Origin of the sequence: Chryseobacterium sp. KBW03 (genome assembly GCF_003852415.1) — a bacterium.
GTDB lineage: Bacteria > Bacteroidota > Bacteroidia > Flavobacteriales > Weeksellaceae > Chryseobacterium > Chryseobacterium viscerum.
Genome location: NZ_QAJO01000013.1, coordinates 12,299 through 26,098, shown reverse-complemented (window position 1 = coordinate 26,098; position 13,800 = coordinate 12,299). Strand labels below are relative to the sequence as shown.

Here is a 13,800-nt window from a genome sequence, read left to right as displayed (position 1 = left end):
AAAAGCGGGGCATTTGCCCCGCTTTACATTTATGCTTTTAAGTCCAGTTTTAATTCTAATTCATCGAGCTGTGCATCAGCAATCGAAGCAGGTGCATCGATCATCACATCTCGTCCTGAATTGTTCTTAGGGAAAGCGATATAGTCTCTGATCACTTCGTTTCCGTCAAGGATCGCTACCAAACGGTCAAACCCGAATGCTAAACCTCCGTGCGGCGGAGCTCCGTATTTGAAAGCATTCATCAGAAATCCAAACTGAGCTTCAGCTTCTTCTCTGGTAAATCCTAACAGATCAAACATTTTAGACTGAAGATCTTTATCAAAAATTCTGATAGATCCTCCTCCGATTTCATTTCCGTTCAGAACCATATCGTAAGCGTTTGCTCTTGCTTTTCCTGGATCTGTTTCCAATAAGTGGATATCTTCAGGTTTTGGAGAGGTGAACGGGTGGTGCATTGCATGATAACGTCCACTTTCTTCATCAAATTCCAATAAAGGGAAATCAACTACCCAAAGCGGTGCGAATACATTTCCTTTTCTTAGTCCCAAACGGTTTCCAAGCTCCATTCTTAATGCAGAAAGCTGAGCTCTTACTTTATTTTCGTTTCCGGAAAGGATCAGCATTAAGTCTCCTTCTTTTGCTCCGAATTTCTCAATGATTTTCGCCAGATCTTCTTCATTGTAGAATTTGTTAACGGATGAGGTTTTTACTCCATCTTGCTGGAATTTTGCCCAAACCATTCCTGAAGCTCCAATCTGAGGACGCTTTACCCAGTCAACAAGTTCATCAATTTGCTTTCTTGTATATTCTGCACATCTTTCTACATTGATTCCGACAACCAATTCTGCATCATCAAATATCTTAAAGTCTTTTCCTTTTACCAGCTCGTTCAGTTCTACGAACTCCATTCCGAAACGGATATCCGGTTTGTCATTTCCGTATTTTCTCATCGCATCTGCGAAAGTCATTCTTGGGAAATCTCCGAATTCCTGACCTGTAATATCTTTAATAAGAGTTTTAGTCATTCCTTCGAATACGTTCATAACGTCTTCCTGTTCTACGAAAGCCATTTCACAGTCGATTTGTGTAAATTCCGGCTGTCTGTCGGCTCTTAAATCCTCATCACGGAAACATTTTACAATCTGGAAATATTTATCCATTCCACCTACCATCAAAAGTTGTTTGAAAGTCTGTGGAGATTGCGGCAATGCATAAAACTGTCCCGGATTCATTCTGCTTGGTACAACAAAGTCTCTTGCTCCTTCCGGAGTAGACTTGATCAAAACAGGTGTTTCCACTTCAATGAAACCTTCTTCAGATAAATAATTTCTTACTTTCTGTGCCATTTTGTGACGGAAGATCAGTTTATCTTTTACCGGGTTTCTTCTGATATCCAGGTAACGGTATTTCATTCTCAATTCCTCACCACCATCTGTTTCATCCTCAATAGTGAAAGGAGGCAGCTGAGATTCATTCAGAATAGTCAGTTTTTCTACAAGAATTTCAATTTCCCCTGTAGGAATATTCGGGTTTTTGCTAACTCTTTCAATAACTCTTCCGGTAGCCTGAATCACAAATTCACGTCCCAATTTTTTAGCCTCTTCCATCAATTGCGCAGAAGAACGCTCCTGATCAAAAACCAGCTGGGTAATTCCGTAACGATCTCGAAGATCTACCCAAATCATAAATCCTTTATCACGGATAGTTTGTACCCATCCTGACAGTGTAACTTCTTCATTCAGATTTTTCAGAGATAGCTCTCCGTTGGTGTGTGATCGAAACATAATTATTTGTTTAAAGTTCAATGTTTAAGGTTCAATTCCGAACCTCGAATTTTTCGTTGGCAAAGATAAGATTTTTGCAGGTTTTATAAATAAAAAAAACTTCCTTTCGGAAGTTTCGTATATTGTTTTCAGGTTTTTTAATCTCTATTACCGCCTTTTTCTATCAGAATTTTCTTAATTTCTTCAGTACCTTTTGTTTCATCAGCTACTTCAAGAGGTGTTCTGTTCTGACATTTTTTATTAACATTGGCTTTGTTGGCCAACAGGAAGTTGATAATGTTCTTTCTGTCAGACATTACACTGAAACCAAGTGGCGAATAAAGTATATCTCCAACGAGGAAGCATTTGTTGTAATCTCCTGGGGCAAACTGTTTTTTAAATGTTGCTATATCATCAGAATAAATAGCTTTCATCTTTTCCTGAGTCATCTTCTGGGCAGATAACATGCTGCCAGACAGTAATATTCCAAATAGAAAGGTAGTAGAGATTATTTTTTTCATAAGGATAATTTTTAAGAATATACAAATCTAAATTAAATTTTATTACCAATTGCTAAGTTTTGTTAATAATTGGATTTGTATTTTTGGGATTACATAAATTATTGATTGCGAAATGACAAAATATGTTGAGTTTTTGAAAAAAGCATTCAGTGGGGAAGAAACTGATTTTACGAAAGTGAATATCAGAAGTGCTGTCCTGCTTTTAGCGATTCCCATGATGTTGGAAATGGCTATGGAATCTGTATTTGCACTTGTTGACCTCTATTTTGTCGGCCACCTGAAAGAAAGTGGTTTTGCAATTCAGACGGTAGGGCTCACCGAATCTGTACTTTCTATAATGTACTCTATTGCGATTGGGATGAGTATGGCGGCAACAGCTTTGGTGGCAAGACGAATTGGTGAGAAAAATCCGGAACAGGCTTCCAGAAGTGCTGCGCAGGTATTGCTGGTCTCATTTATTATTACTTTTATTTTAAGTTTACTGGGAGTGGTTTATGCCGAAGAAATTCTGATCCTGATGGGTTCAAAACCGGCAGCAGCAGCCTATGGAAAAGACTTTACCAGAATTATGATGGGGAGCAGTACGATCATCATGCTTTTATTTTTAATTAATGGTATTTTCAGAGGTGCAGGAAATGCAATGATCGCCATGAAAAGTTTATGGATAGCAAATATTGCCAATATTATTCTTTGTCCGATCCTGATCAAGGGTTTAGGACCTGTCCCTGCTTTAGGACTTACCGGAGCTGCTTTGGCAACAACAATAGGCCGTAGTATCGGGGTGATTTACCAGTTGTATCATCTTTTAGTTGCCGATACCCAAATCCGTATTAAACTTTCTTATTTTAAACCGAGTTCGGAATTAATCAAATCTATTGTAAAAATTGCAACACCGGGAATTTTTCAGTTTGTCATTGCTTCATGCAGCTGGATCTTTCTTGCAGAGCTTGTAGCGACAACAGGAGGGGAGAATGCTTCAGCAGGTTATCAGACGGCTTTAAGATTGATGATGTTCTTTATACTTCCAGCGTGGGGACTGAGTAATGCCGCTTCTACACTGGTAGGACAGAATATGGGAGCCCATGAAATGTTGAGAGCAGAACAGTCGGTGATGAAGACGGTAAAATATAATGCCATCTTTATGTTGTTGGTCAGTCTGATATTTATTTTCATGGGTGATTTCTTAGTCGGTTTTTTCACTCAGGATGCAGCCATTAAGGATTTTGCTAAAAATGCTCTTCAGATCATGAGTACAGGATTTATTTTCTATGGAATCGGTATGGTAATGATCAACGCCTTTAATGGAGCTGGTGATACCTGGACCCCTACATGGGTGAATCTTTTTGGCTTCTGGCTGTTTCAGATTCCGTTGGCATATTTTTTATCAAAGCATCTGGATATGGGACCGAAAGGTGTTTTTATTTCAATTCCTGCTGCAGAAACCTTGATTACAGTAGTCGCATTTATTTTATTTAAAAAAGGAAAATGGAAAACTATAAAAGTTTAGAAAGGATGGAAGCTGGAAGAGGGAAGTACTAGCAGCTTGAAATATTTAAGCTGGCTTTTGTTAACAAAATGGAAAAATAGACAAGTGATCTGCTGGTTGAGTATAGAAAATAGTAACCTGATAGTAACTTCCAGCCTCCTTCCTCCAGCTTCCCTTCCTAATTTATAAAACTTTAACAGCTTCATTAATTGGATTTTAGAACTGTATTCTTTAAATTCGTAGTATAACAAATACATATTACTATGGGAAAAGGAGACAAAAAATCAAGAAGAGGAAAAATCAATTCCGGAAGTTATGGTAAAAGAAGGCCTAAAAAAGCATCAAAATCTTTTGCAACTTCTGAAGAAAAATCTAAAAAATAATCAAAAATAAAAAAGACCGAAGATCATCTCTCCGGTCTTTTTTTATGAAATTAAATTAATTATTTTCCTCCAAGAATATTACCAAGGATGCTGCCTAAACCACCGCCGCCTTGTTGCTGTTGGTTTCCACCACCCAATACACTTCCTAGTATATCGTTCAGTGGATTTCCTGATGATTGAGATTGTCCGCCGTTTCCTAAAACACTTCCAAGAATGTCATTTAAAGGATTAGACTGCTGAGACTGAGCCTGGTTGGAAGCATTCCCCAGAATTCCTCCTAAAAGATCTCCTAAACCACCTGCTCCTACATTACTCTGTTGTTTCTGCTGTCCAATATAACCCATTACTACGGGTGCCAGCATTGCCAGAATAGGACCGATTTTGTCTATTGAAATTCCAGTATTCTGTGACAATTGATTTTCAACAGTACTTTTCTGGTCACCAAAAATATGACCAAGAATAGATCCTCCTTCATTCTGTCTGGCTTCAATCTGAGAAGCGTCGTTCAAGATACTTCCGTTATGATCTTTATCTAGAGCACTGTTTAAAGCTTCTGCTTCTTTAGCATCCTGAGACTTATTTCTAAGATAAGAAATAATAAGAGGGGTAGCTACTGCTAATAAGGCGATTACCTGATTTTTACTGATCCCGAATTTGTTCTCAGCTTGTTCGGCAACCTGATTGCCTGTGTTCCCTGTAAGTAGGTCGATTAAACTCATTTTTTGTGTTTATTAAGTATTAAGTGAACCAAAGTTATCAAAAAATATGCCTCATAAAATGACCGCCTCTCATAATTATTGTTAAAGTTTTCGGATCTGTTCTTCCGTGTACCCTTTGCTTTTTAATACCTTTATGTATTCTAGGGCACTTATTGTCATCCATTCGATAGGTTCAGGAGCTTGCTTCTTGTCAATAGTGAACTCCAGAATGCCTACATTATTATTCATCCATGGAAGAGCATAATAATCCAGACCACCTTTGTATTCCTTAAATGCATGAAATTCTTTTCCTTTATCTGTTAAAAGTATAACGTTGTAAAAGAGAAGATACCCCACAGGAATCAGTAAGCATACCCATGAAAACTTTCTTAAACGGGCATACTTTGCAGAAGAAAGACCATACCCGATTGACAAAGCAAAAATTATATTGAAGGGTAAAAAGAAAACATAATTATCTGATACGGCATAAAACGTAGAAAACCCGTATACACATACTGCCCCGACAGCAAAGACAAAAAACATTTTTCTATGAGTCTTGTATAAAAGCAGAATACCTGCGACTCCGAAATAGGTAAATAGATTGAAATTATATATCAGGTAAACAAAAGATTGGAAAAAATCCTTCACATACTGAATTGTGCTTTTTTTCAAAGAATCTTCCACCCAGGTTCCCTGATCAGAGCTGTATGGTGAGTTGAAAGGCAGCCCCTGGGAAATATTTAGAATAAATAAAGAACCAAACAATGCTGCAAAAATAAATAGTGAAGCCATTGCATATTTTCTTTCGCTTCTGAAATAAAATAAAAAGATCAGTAAGGCGGGTATTAGCAAAATGTTTTGGATGTGAACCCATAAGCTGATTCCTAAAAATAGGCTGCTCAGCAATACATAGATTCTCTTATTTTCTGTAAAACTTTTTATAACTGAAAAGAAAAAAAGGCTTACCCAGAGAGAGTTATAGGTATATACTTCCACTATTTCCGCATTTCTCCAAAATGAGAAACTGAAACCAAAAACAAAAGCAGCCGTAAGGGATGCCCATTCTGTTTTTGAAATGGTTTTTACAGTCAGATAAATTACAGAAACAGTGGCTGCACCTGACGAGACAACCAAAAACCGGCTTGCCTCAATGGCACTCATACCGATCAGGTTTTTAATTAAAATAACGGTATTTATATATAAAAAATGACTTGTAGCATCAGCCACCACTGCCCATTCTTCCTTTTCTGCTGAGAGAACAAATCCTACACAGTCTGCGAAAGGAATTTTTGAAAAACTTCCAATATAATAAATCCCAAGAAAAATAATAAACACAAATACGGCTGATAAATATTTGTTCATATTAATTCTTTACGATAGGGACATTAGAACAGGCTTCTCCGAACATCAGAGATTTTACAATAGGTTTTAATTGTTCTACCAACTCTATATAAGCATTTTCCGGAATTTCTTTATCTGAACAGCCTTTTACAAGGACTCTTTTTCCTCTCATCTCCTCAAAATCATGAGTCTGGATGGCATTGTGCATTAAAATAACTTCAAGATCCTCACGGTTTCCAAACACTACTTTTTTTGCAACGTCGGTTATCTTTGCTGTCAATACAAAATAAGCCCAAAGCGGGATAATAGTATCCACAGAATTGTAGATGTATATATAAGCGTCTTTGTATTGTTCAGTATCGATGGCATCTACCTTTTCGCGAAAATCTTTTTCTTTCAGGATCATTTCCTGGAAAAGGAAATCTTTAAGGTCAATCCCTTTTCTTTCCCCCTTTGGAAGTAAAGTGGTAAGGTCAAAATTGATAAGGCCGCTTTCTGCAACTTTATTCCGTATTTCAAATTCTTCTGACATTTTTTATCATTATCTTTGAACAAATTTACGAATTAAGATCATATCTATTTTAATTTGTTCTCTATCCTTACTATAGAAATGAAATATTACATTATTGCAGGAGAAGCTTCCGGTGATTTGCACGGCAGCAACTTGATGAAAGCCTTAAAGCAGAAAGATCCAAATGCAGAATTCAGATTCTGGGGTGGTGATCTGATGAAAGCTCAGGGCGGAACACTGGTGAAACATTATCGGGACCTGGCTTTTATGGGATTCCTGGAAGTGGTGATGAACCTACGCACAATTCTGAATAATATTAAAATCTGTAAAGAAGATATCCTGAATAATAAACCTGATGTTTTGATTTTGGTAGATTATCCGGGTTTCAATCTTAGGATTGCCAGATTTGCCAAAGAATTGGGAATCAAAGTTGTTTACTATATTTCGCCACAACTTTGGGCCTGGAAAGAGGGCAGGGTAGAGACGATTAAAAAATATGTGGATGAAATGATGGTAATTCTTCCTTTTGAAGAAGAGTTTTACAGAAAGCATGGAGTGCATTCCCATTTTGTAGGCCACCCTTTGCTGGATGCTATTTCTGATCTGAAAGAAATCAGCACTGCGAAATTCAAATCGGAAAACGGGCTGAACGAAAAAGAAATTATTGCCCTTTTACCCGGTTCCAGAAAACAGGAGGTTGAGAAGATGCTTGAGATAATGCTTTCTGTGAGACCTCATTTTAAAGACTATCAGTTTGTCATTGCCGGTGCCCCTAGTCTTCCTAAAGAATTTTATCAAAAATATGTTGATGACAATGTTCATTTTGTATCCAATAGAACATATGATTTGCTGAGGTGCTCCAAAGCTGCTCTTGTGACTTCCGGAACAGCGACACTGGAAACCGCTCTGCTGAATATTCCTGAAGTAGTTTGCTATCGTGGAAGCAAAATTTCCTATGCTATTGCTAAAAGATTAGTTAAAAATATCAATTATATTTCCCTTGTCAATCTGATCATGGATAGAGAAGTTGTTAAAGAATTAATTCAAAATGATCTGAACACTAAAAATCTGGTAGCAGAACTTCACAAAATCCTCACCGGAGAAAAAAGAGAACAGGTCCTGAATGATTATACTCTTTTAAGAGAAAAACTTGGCGGGAAAGGAGCCAGTGAGCATGCTGCTGAGGTAATTTTAAAGGTATAATTGTTATCGAACATTTAAGAATTTAATCTGCTTTTTAACTATGAATTATTCTGTCCGCTTTCTTTTATTATTGGCATTTACCCTGTTTTTCTCAAAAAGTTTTGCCCAGCAGAACAGTTCAAGAGATAAAGTCCAGATATTCTATTATGGATGGTACGGAAATCCAGCAAATGACGGAAGTTATCAGCACTGGAACCATGAGATTATTCCTCACTGGAGCAATCCGAAGTGGAATAATTTGGGGCATCATAAAGGGGGTGATGATATTGGGGCAAATTTTTATCCTGCCCTTGGAAATTATAGTTCTAATGACCCGAAGATCATTGAAAAACACATGAAGATGATCAAAGAATCCGGTGTAGGGGTAGTTGTAGTCAGCTGGCTTGGAAAAGATTCGTTTACCGATAAAAGTCTCATCAAATACCTGGATATTGCCGATCATTTTGATTTAAAAATTGCATTTCACATTGAGCCGTTCTATAAAAGTACTTCAGAATTAAAAGAACAGCTTTCCTATCTTGTAAAAACCTATTCTCATCATCATGCGTTTTATAAAAAAGATGGTAAACCACTGTTTTACGTATATGACAGCTATAAAATTCCTAAAGAAGAATGGACAAAAATGCTATCCAAAAATGGAGAAAAAACGGTTAGAAATACAGATTTAGATGCTCTTTACATTGGATTGTGGGTAGAGAAAGATGATGCTAAATTTTTTGATTCATCTGGTTTTGATGGCTTCTATACCTATTTTGCTAGTGAAGGTTTCGTATATGGAAGCACAACGGCAAATTGGGATTTCTTATCCAAATATGCTAATGATCATCATCTGATTTTTATCCCTTGTGTAGGTCCCGGTTATTCAGATACCAGAATACGTCCATGGAACGAAGCGAATTTTAAAAGCAGAAATGGTGGTAAGTATTACGAAAATATGTTTGATGCTGCCATCAAAGTAAACCCGGATTTCATTGGAATCACATCATTCAACGAATGGCATGAAGGGACACAAATAGAACCGGCTATCCCTAAAAAAGTGGGGAACTTCAAATATGAAGATTATGGGAAAGATCCCTTGTTTTATATCAAAGAAACGAAGCGTTTGACGGATAAATTTTTGAAAAAGAAATAACATACTTTCAAACTTTAATTTTATAGTAAAAAATCAAGTGCTCTTTTAATAGTTTTGATAAAAAGTAAAGCACTTATTTAGCTGTTTAAGAGATCGTATATCATTGATTAATTATCTATTTTCCAAGGATAATTAATTGAAATTGCAAAAGCAGCCTCTCCTTATTCTGGTAATATTTTTTATTCTTGGAATTCTTTTTCAGGATAAGATTCTACTGTCAGGAATTGTATTTTATTTAGTTATTGCGATTTGCCTGGCCATACTCACTGCAATATGTTTTCATTCTTATTTTCTGCACAAAATTAAAGTTATTTTACTTGCATTTTTGTTCTTTGGAACGGGGATTATTCTTCATGGTTATACTACTTCTTCAAGGGATGTTCATTTGCTTGTAAAGGATAAAGAATCTGTTACTTTTAAAATCACTCAAAAATTAAATTCTACTGAAAAATATAGAAAGTATGAAGGAACAGCCAGGGTAAGAAATGGGGTTTTAAATTCAATTTTTTATATTCCTAAGACTCATCGGGAGCTGGATTTTATTCATTACTATAAAGCTGAAGGTTATATAACCCGACCAAAAGCTCCCCAATATGATTTTCAATTTAACTATTTTCAATACCTGAAAAGAAGACATATTGATTACCAGATTTATCTTTCAGAAGAAATTGTATCTGCAGAACGGAATGATCTGACAATTACAGATAAACTACGGCAATATAGACTTGCGGTTCTCAGGAAGGTTGATGAAGCTGGAATATCTGCGAGAACCAAAGAATTTTTAAAAGGTATTATTCTGGCAGACCGTACAGAAATGGATGCAGATACTATACTGGATTTCAATAGGTCTGGTTTGATTCATTTTTTGGCTATTTCCGGAACTCATATTGTGGTTATTTTCGGAATGTTTTATTTTTTACTGATCCGTTTTATTCCCCTGAGGTTCAGGAAATATGCGATTATTCTAAGTTTGTCTTTTATCTGGTTGTTTGCTGCTTTCATAGGATTTGGAAATTCTGTTTTGCGCTCCTGTATCATGCTGACGGTCTATTTTATATTTGTGTTGCTTCAGCGGAAACCTGATCTGCTTCACTCCTTGGCATTATCGGCTTTTTTTATTTTAATTGGAGACACACAGCAGCTTTTTGACGTGGGGTTTCAGCTTAGCTTTCTGGCTGTTTTGGGGATATATTGGTTGAATCAGCCTCTTTTGAAGCATTTTCCGAAGCAGGACAATTATTTAAAAAAGATTCTGTTTAATACGATCACCATATCTTTATCAGCGCAGATGGCAACTCTTCCTTTAGTATTGTATTATTTTCATCAGTTTTCATTCATATCCATCATTGCAAATTTTGTTATTGTTCCTTTCTCTGAAATAATTATCATTTTTTCATTCCTGATGACCGCTCTTTTTTCCTGTGGAATTGACTTTGGACTTATAAATGGGATCTATGATTTCATTATTCAGATATTGTTGAAAATGATCCATTGGTTTGCTGATATAGACCTATTATTCTTTGAAAATATCTCTATGAATGGGATAGAGGTTCTCTCCGTATCGGTAGCGATCTATTTATTGAGGCCAGCCATTTTAAAATTTAATTTTAAAAATTCTATGAGATTAATGATGGCTGTTACCGTGTTTCTGATGATAAGAGTAGGAAATAATATCTCTGAAAATCAGAAAGAAGAGGTGTTGGTTCATGTCTTTAGTAAAAGCAAAGTTTTTTCAATAAAAAAGGGAAATAATGTTTGTTTCTGGATTTTAAATAGGGAAAATAAGACAAAGGTTTTACAGTATATTGTGAGTCCTTACTGCGCTTCCAGAAGAGTAGATTATTTTGAAATAAAAACCTTTTTACCCTCTACTCAGCAAGTCGTTTTCAGAGATAAGGTGTATGATCTGAAATAATGCTCTATAATTTATACGTTTTCCTCCACTTATAATGTGTATCATTCTTATTTAGAAAGATTACAAACTGTCTAATTGTGAGATTTCTCACTTTTCGATCTTGTTAACATTTCTTAATTTTGTGGGAAATTCAAATTTAAACTTATATGGCAGGTTTAACGAGTTCTACGATAGGTAGAAAATACGCTATGGCATTATCAGCTCTGTTTTTGCTGGTTTTTCTTATACTGCATTTGACAACCAATTTGTTATCAGTTCTGAATAAGGATGCGTTCAATACAGCATCTGACTTTATGGGCTATAATCCTTTTGTGCAGTTCTTAATGCAGCCTATTCTTGGCTTTGCAGTAATTTTCCATTTTGCGATGGGATTTGTATTGGAGATCAAGAATAATAAAGCGCGTCCGGTAAAGTATGCAGCAAACAACGCATCAGTGAATTCTTCATGGATGTCCAGAAATATGATTATTTCAGGAGCTGTTATTTTAGCTTTCTTGGCGCTTCACTTATATGATTTCTGGCTGCATGAAATTAATTACAAGTATGTAGACGGATTGACTCCTGATGCAGAACGTTTCTGGCCCGAGCTTCATGAGAAGTTTGCTGATCTTTGGAGAGTGGCTCTGTATGTGATCTCTTTTGTTTTATTGGGATTACACTTAGCTCACGGGTTTCAGTCTTCATTCCAGTCAATCGGAGCAAGACATCCAAAATATACTCCGGTGATCAAAGCTTTCGGGAAATGGTATTCTATCATTATTCCTGCAGGATTTATCATCGTAGCAGTTTACCATTTTATAACTCAATAATATCAATATACTAGTATGAGTAAATTAGATTCAAGAATTCCAGCGGGTCCTCTTAAAGACAAGTGGAAAAATCATAAAGACCATATGAACCTTGTTGCACCAAACAACAGAGATAAGATTGATATTATTGTTGTAGGTACAGGTTTGGCAGGAGGTTCTGCTGCAGCTACACTAGCTGAGCAAGGATATAACGTAAAAGCATTCTGCTACCAGGATTCTCCAAGAAGAGCGCACTCTATTGCAGCTCAGGGAGGGATCAACGCAGCTAAGAATTACCAAGGTGATGGTGACTCTACTTACAGATTGTTTTATGATACCATCAAAGGTGGTGACTATAGAGCAAGAGAAGCCAACGTTTACAGATTAGCTGAAGTTTCTGCAAATATTATTGACCAATGTGTTTCCCAAGGGGTTCCTTTCGGTAGAGATTACGGCGGTCAGCTGGATAACCGTTCATTTGGTGGGGTTCAGGTAAAAAGAACTTTCTATGCAAAAGGACAAACAGGACAGCAGCTATTATTAGGAGCTTATTCTTCAATGAGCCGTCAGATCGGTAAAGGAAGAATCAAAATGTACAACCGTCACGAGATGTTGGATCTTGTTATTGTTGACGGAAAAGCAAGAGGAATTATTGCAAGAAACCTTGTAACAGGTGAGATCGAAAGACATTCTGCTCACGCTGTAGTAATCGCTTCAGGAGGATACGGAAACGTTTATTTCCTTTCTACCAATGCAATGGGATCCAATGTTTCTGCAGCTTGGAAAATCCACAAAAAAGGAGCGTATTTTGCAAACCCTTGTTATGTACAGATACACCCGACTTGTATTCCTGTTCACGGAACGCAGCAGTCTAAACTTACTTTGATGTCTGAATCTCTTAGAAACTCAGGAAGAATTTGGGTTCCTAAGAAGATTGAAGATTCTGTTGCCATCAGAGACGGTAAACTGAGACCTGAAAATATTAAAGAAGAAGATAGAGACTATTATTTAGAAAGAAGATATCCTGCATTCGGAAACTTAGTACCTAGAGACGTTGCGTCTAGAGCTGGTAAAGAAAGATGTGATGCTGGTTTCGGAATCGAAAATAATGAAACGAAAGAAGGTGTTTACTTAGATTTCTCAACAGAGATCATCAAAAAAGGTAAAGAAGCCGCTATCGAAAAACATATTCATAATCCTACAGATCAGCAGATTTATGATTTAGGAAAAGCTTGGATTGAGGAGAAGTACGGTAACTTGTTCGTTATGTACGAAAAAATTACAGCTGATGATCCTTACAAAACTCCAATGAAAATCTATCCTGCAGTTCACTATACAATGGGTGGTGTATGGGTTGATTATAACCTTCAGTCTACAATCCCTGGATGTTTCGTCATTGGTGAAGCTAACTTCTCTGATCACGGAGCAAACAGATTGGGAGCTTCTGCTTTGATGCAAGGCTTGGCGGACGGATATTTCGTTCTTCCTTACACGATTGCAGATTACCTTTCTGCAGATATCAGAACGGGAACAATTCCTACTAATTCAGCAGCATTTGATGAAGCTGAAAAAGATATTAAAGGAAAAGTAGATTTCTTCTTAAATAATAAAGGAACACATTCTGTAGATCATTTCCATAAAAAACTAGGACACATCATGTGGAATAAAGTGGGTATGGGAAGAACTCCTGAAGGATTAAAAGAAGCTATTGCTGAAATTGCTCAGGTGAAAAAAGAATTCTGGGAAGACGTGAAAGTTCCTGGTGATGCTGATGGAATGAACACTGAGCTTGAAAAAGCATTCAGAGTGGCAGATTTTATCGAACTAGGACAATTAATGGCTATCGATGCGTTACACAGAAATGAATCTTGTGGCGGACACTTCAGAGAAGATCATGCGACTCCTGAAGGTGAAGCAGAAAGAGACGATGTCAACTTTAAATATGTAGGAGCTTGGGAATATCAGACTGATGATATCACAACAGAAGTTCTGCATAAAGAAGAGCTGATCTACGAAAACATTGAAGTTAAAGCAAGAAGTTACAAATAATCTCCAACCT

12 protein-coding genes are annotated in these 13,800 nt (G+C 36.7%); 7 read left to right on the top strand and 5 right to left on the bottom strand.

The genetic code is table 11. From position 1 onward, the window contains the following. Window positions 1–29: 29 nt before the first annotated feature. Together aspS and DBR39_RS21265 are read right to left on the bottom strand one after the other, a co-directional pair. On the bottom strand, window positions 30–1,784 hold the full coding sequence (aspS, locus tag DBR39_RS21270) for an aspartate--tRNA ligase (protein ID WP_124536486.1): 1,755 nt from the start codon (window positions 1,782–1,784) through the stop codon (window positions 30–32). A 137-nt stretch (window positions 1,785–1,921) separates the two neighbouring features. Beyond that, window positions 1,922–2,284 carry an ankyrin repeat domain-containing protein gene (locus tag DBR39_RS21265; RefSeq protein ID WP_124536484.1) on the bottom strand — a complete coding sequence of 121 codons (363 nt, stop codon included), beginning with the start codon at window positions 2,282–2,284 and terminating at the stop codon, window positions 1,922–1,924. Between the two features lie 112 nt (window positions 2,285–2,396). On the opposite strand from DBR39_RS21265, the gene DBR39_RS21260 reads away from it, so the two are divergent. Then, window positions 2,397–3,791, top strand: a complete 1,395-nt coding sequence (locus DBR39_RS21260) for an MATE family efflux transporter (protein ID WP_124536482.1) — start codon at window positions 2,397–2,399, stop codon at window positions 3,789–3,791. 242 nt (window positions 3,792–4,033) lie between these two features. After that, the gene (locus DBR39_RS21255; protein ID WP_124536480.1) at window positions 4,034–4,153 is read left to right on the top strand and encodes a 30S ribosomal protein THX; all 120 of its coding nucleotides are present in this window, start codon (window positions 4,034–4,036) and stop codon (window positions 4,151–4,153) included. A gap of 59 nt (window positions 4,154–4,212) precedes the next feature. Here DBR39_RS21255 and DBR39_RS21250 read toward each other — a convergent pair whose 3' ends face one another. The 3 genes from DBR39_RS21250 to DBR39_RS21240 all read right to left on the bottom strand — a co-directional run bounded on the left by DBR39_RS21250 (window position 4,213) and on the right by DBR39_RS21240 (window position 6,724). Further along, complete coding sequence (locus tag DBR39_RS21250; RefSeq protein WP_124536478.1) at window positions 4,213–4,872, bottom strand: DUF937 domain-containing protein; 660 nt, start codon at window positions 4,870–4,872, stop codon at window positions 4,213–4,215. 81 nt (window positions 4,873–4,953) lie between these two features. Beyond that, window positions 4,954–6,213: a protein O-mannosyl-transferase family gene (locus tag DBR39_RS21245; RefSeq protein ID WP_124536476.1), complete on the bottom strand. Its 1,260-nt coding sequence runs from the start codon at window positions 6,211–6,213 to the stop codon at window positions 4,954–4,956. A gap of 1 nt (window position 6,214) precedes the next feature. Next, window positions 6,215–6,724, bottom strand: a complete 510-nt coding sequence (locus DBR39_RS21240; protein WP_109739043.1) for a DUF2480 family protein — start codon at window positions 6,722–6,724, stop codon at window positions 6,215–6,217. Window positions 6,725–6,802: 78 nt separating this feature from the next. Between DBR39_RS21240 and lpxB the strand changes: the two genes are divergently transcribed. The 5 genes from lpxB (at window position 6,803) to DBR39_RS21215 (ending at window position 13,790) form a co-directional block, all read left to right on the top strand. Further along, window positions 6,803–7,906, top strand: coding sequence for a lipid-A-disaccharide synthase (gene lpxB, locus DBR39_RS21235; RefSeq protein ID WP_124536474.1), 1,104 nt, complete (start codon window positions 6,803–6,805; stop codon window positions 7,904–7,906). Between the two features lie 40 nt (window positions 7,907–7,946). Next, window positions 7,947–9,038 (top strand): glycoside hydrolase family 99 protein, encoded by a 1,092-nt coding sequence (locus DBR39_RS21230; protein WP_124536472.1) that lies wholly within the window; start codon window positions 7,947–7,949, stop codon window positions 9,036–9,038. Between the two features lie 136 nt (window positions 9,039–9,174). Beyond that, entirely contained in the window at window positions 9,175–10,953 is a 1,779-nt protein-coding gene (locus tag DBR39_RS21225; protein ID WP_124536469.1) for a ComEC/Rec2 family competence protein, read from the top strand. Between the two features lie 146 nt (window positions 10,954–11,099). Next, window positions 11,100–11,762 carry a succinate dehydrogenase cytochrome b subunit gene (locus DBR39_RS21220; RefSeq protein WP_103232034.1) on the top strand — a complete coding sequence of 221 codons (663 nt, stop codon included), beginning with the start codon at window positions 11,100–11,102 and terminating at the stop codon, window positions 11,760–11,762. Between the two features lie 15 nt (window positions 11,763–11,777). Then, window positions 11,778–13,790 carry a fumarate reductase/succinate dehydrogenase flavoprotein subunit gene (locus DBR39_RS21215; protein WP_124536468.1) on the top strand — a complete coding sequence of 671 codons (2,013 nt, stop codon included), beginning with the start codon at window positions 11,778–11,780 and terminating at the stop codon, window positions 13,788–13,790. Window positions 13,791–13,800: the final 10 nt, after the last annotated feature.

Excerpts from the sequence above, each read along its gene's own strand:
- aspS (WP_124536486.1), bottom strand. The coding sequence starts at position 1,784 with ATGTTTCGATCACACACCAACGGAGAGCTATCTCTGAAAAATCTGAAT.
- DBR39_RS21265 (WP_124536484.1), bottom strand. The coding sequence starts at position 2,284 with ATGAAAAAAATAATCTCTACTACCTTTCTATTTGGAATATTACTGTCT.
- DBR39_RS21260 (WP_124536482.1), top strand. The coding sequence starts at position 2,397 with ATGACAAAATATGTTGAGTTTTTGAAAAAAGCATTCAGTGGGGAAGAA.
- DBR39_RS21255 (WP_124536480.1), top strand. The coding sequence starts at position 4,034 with ATGGGAAAAGGAGACAAAAAATCAAGAAGAGGAAAAATCAATTCCGGA.
- DBR39_RS21250 (WP_124536478.1), bottom strand. The coding sequence starts at position 4,872 with ATGAGTTTAATCGACCTACTTACAGGGAACACAGGCAATCAGGTTGCC.
- DBR39_RS21245 (WP_124536476.1), bottom strand. The coding sequence starts at position 6,213 with ATGAACAAATATTTATCAGCCGTATTTGTGTTTATTATTTTTCTTGGG.
- DBR39_RS21240 (WP_109739043.1), bottom strand. The coding sequence starts at position 6,724 with ATGTCAGAAGAATTTGAAATACGGAATAAAGTTGCAGAAAGCGGCCTT.
- lpxB (WP_124536474.1), top strand. The coding sequence starts at position 6,803 with ATGAAATATTACATTATTGCAGGAGAAGCTTCCGGTGATTTGCACGGC.
- DBR39_RS21230 (WP_124536472.1), top strand. The coding sequence starts at position 7,947 with ATGAATTATTCTGTCCGCTTTCTTTTATTATTGGCATTTACCCTGTTT.
- DBR39_RS21220 (WP_103232034.1), top strand. The coding sequence starts at position 11,100 with ATGGCAGGTTTAACGAGTTCTACGATAGGTAGAAAATACGCTATGGCA.
- DBR39_RS21215 (WP_124536468.1), top strand. The coding sequence starts at position 11,778 with ATGAGTAAATTAGATTCAAGAATTCCAGCGGGTCCTCTTAAAGACAAG.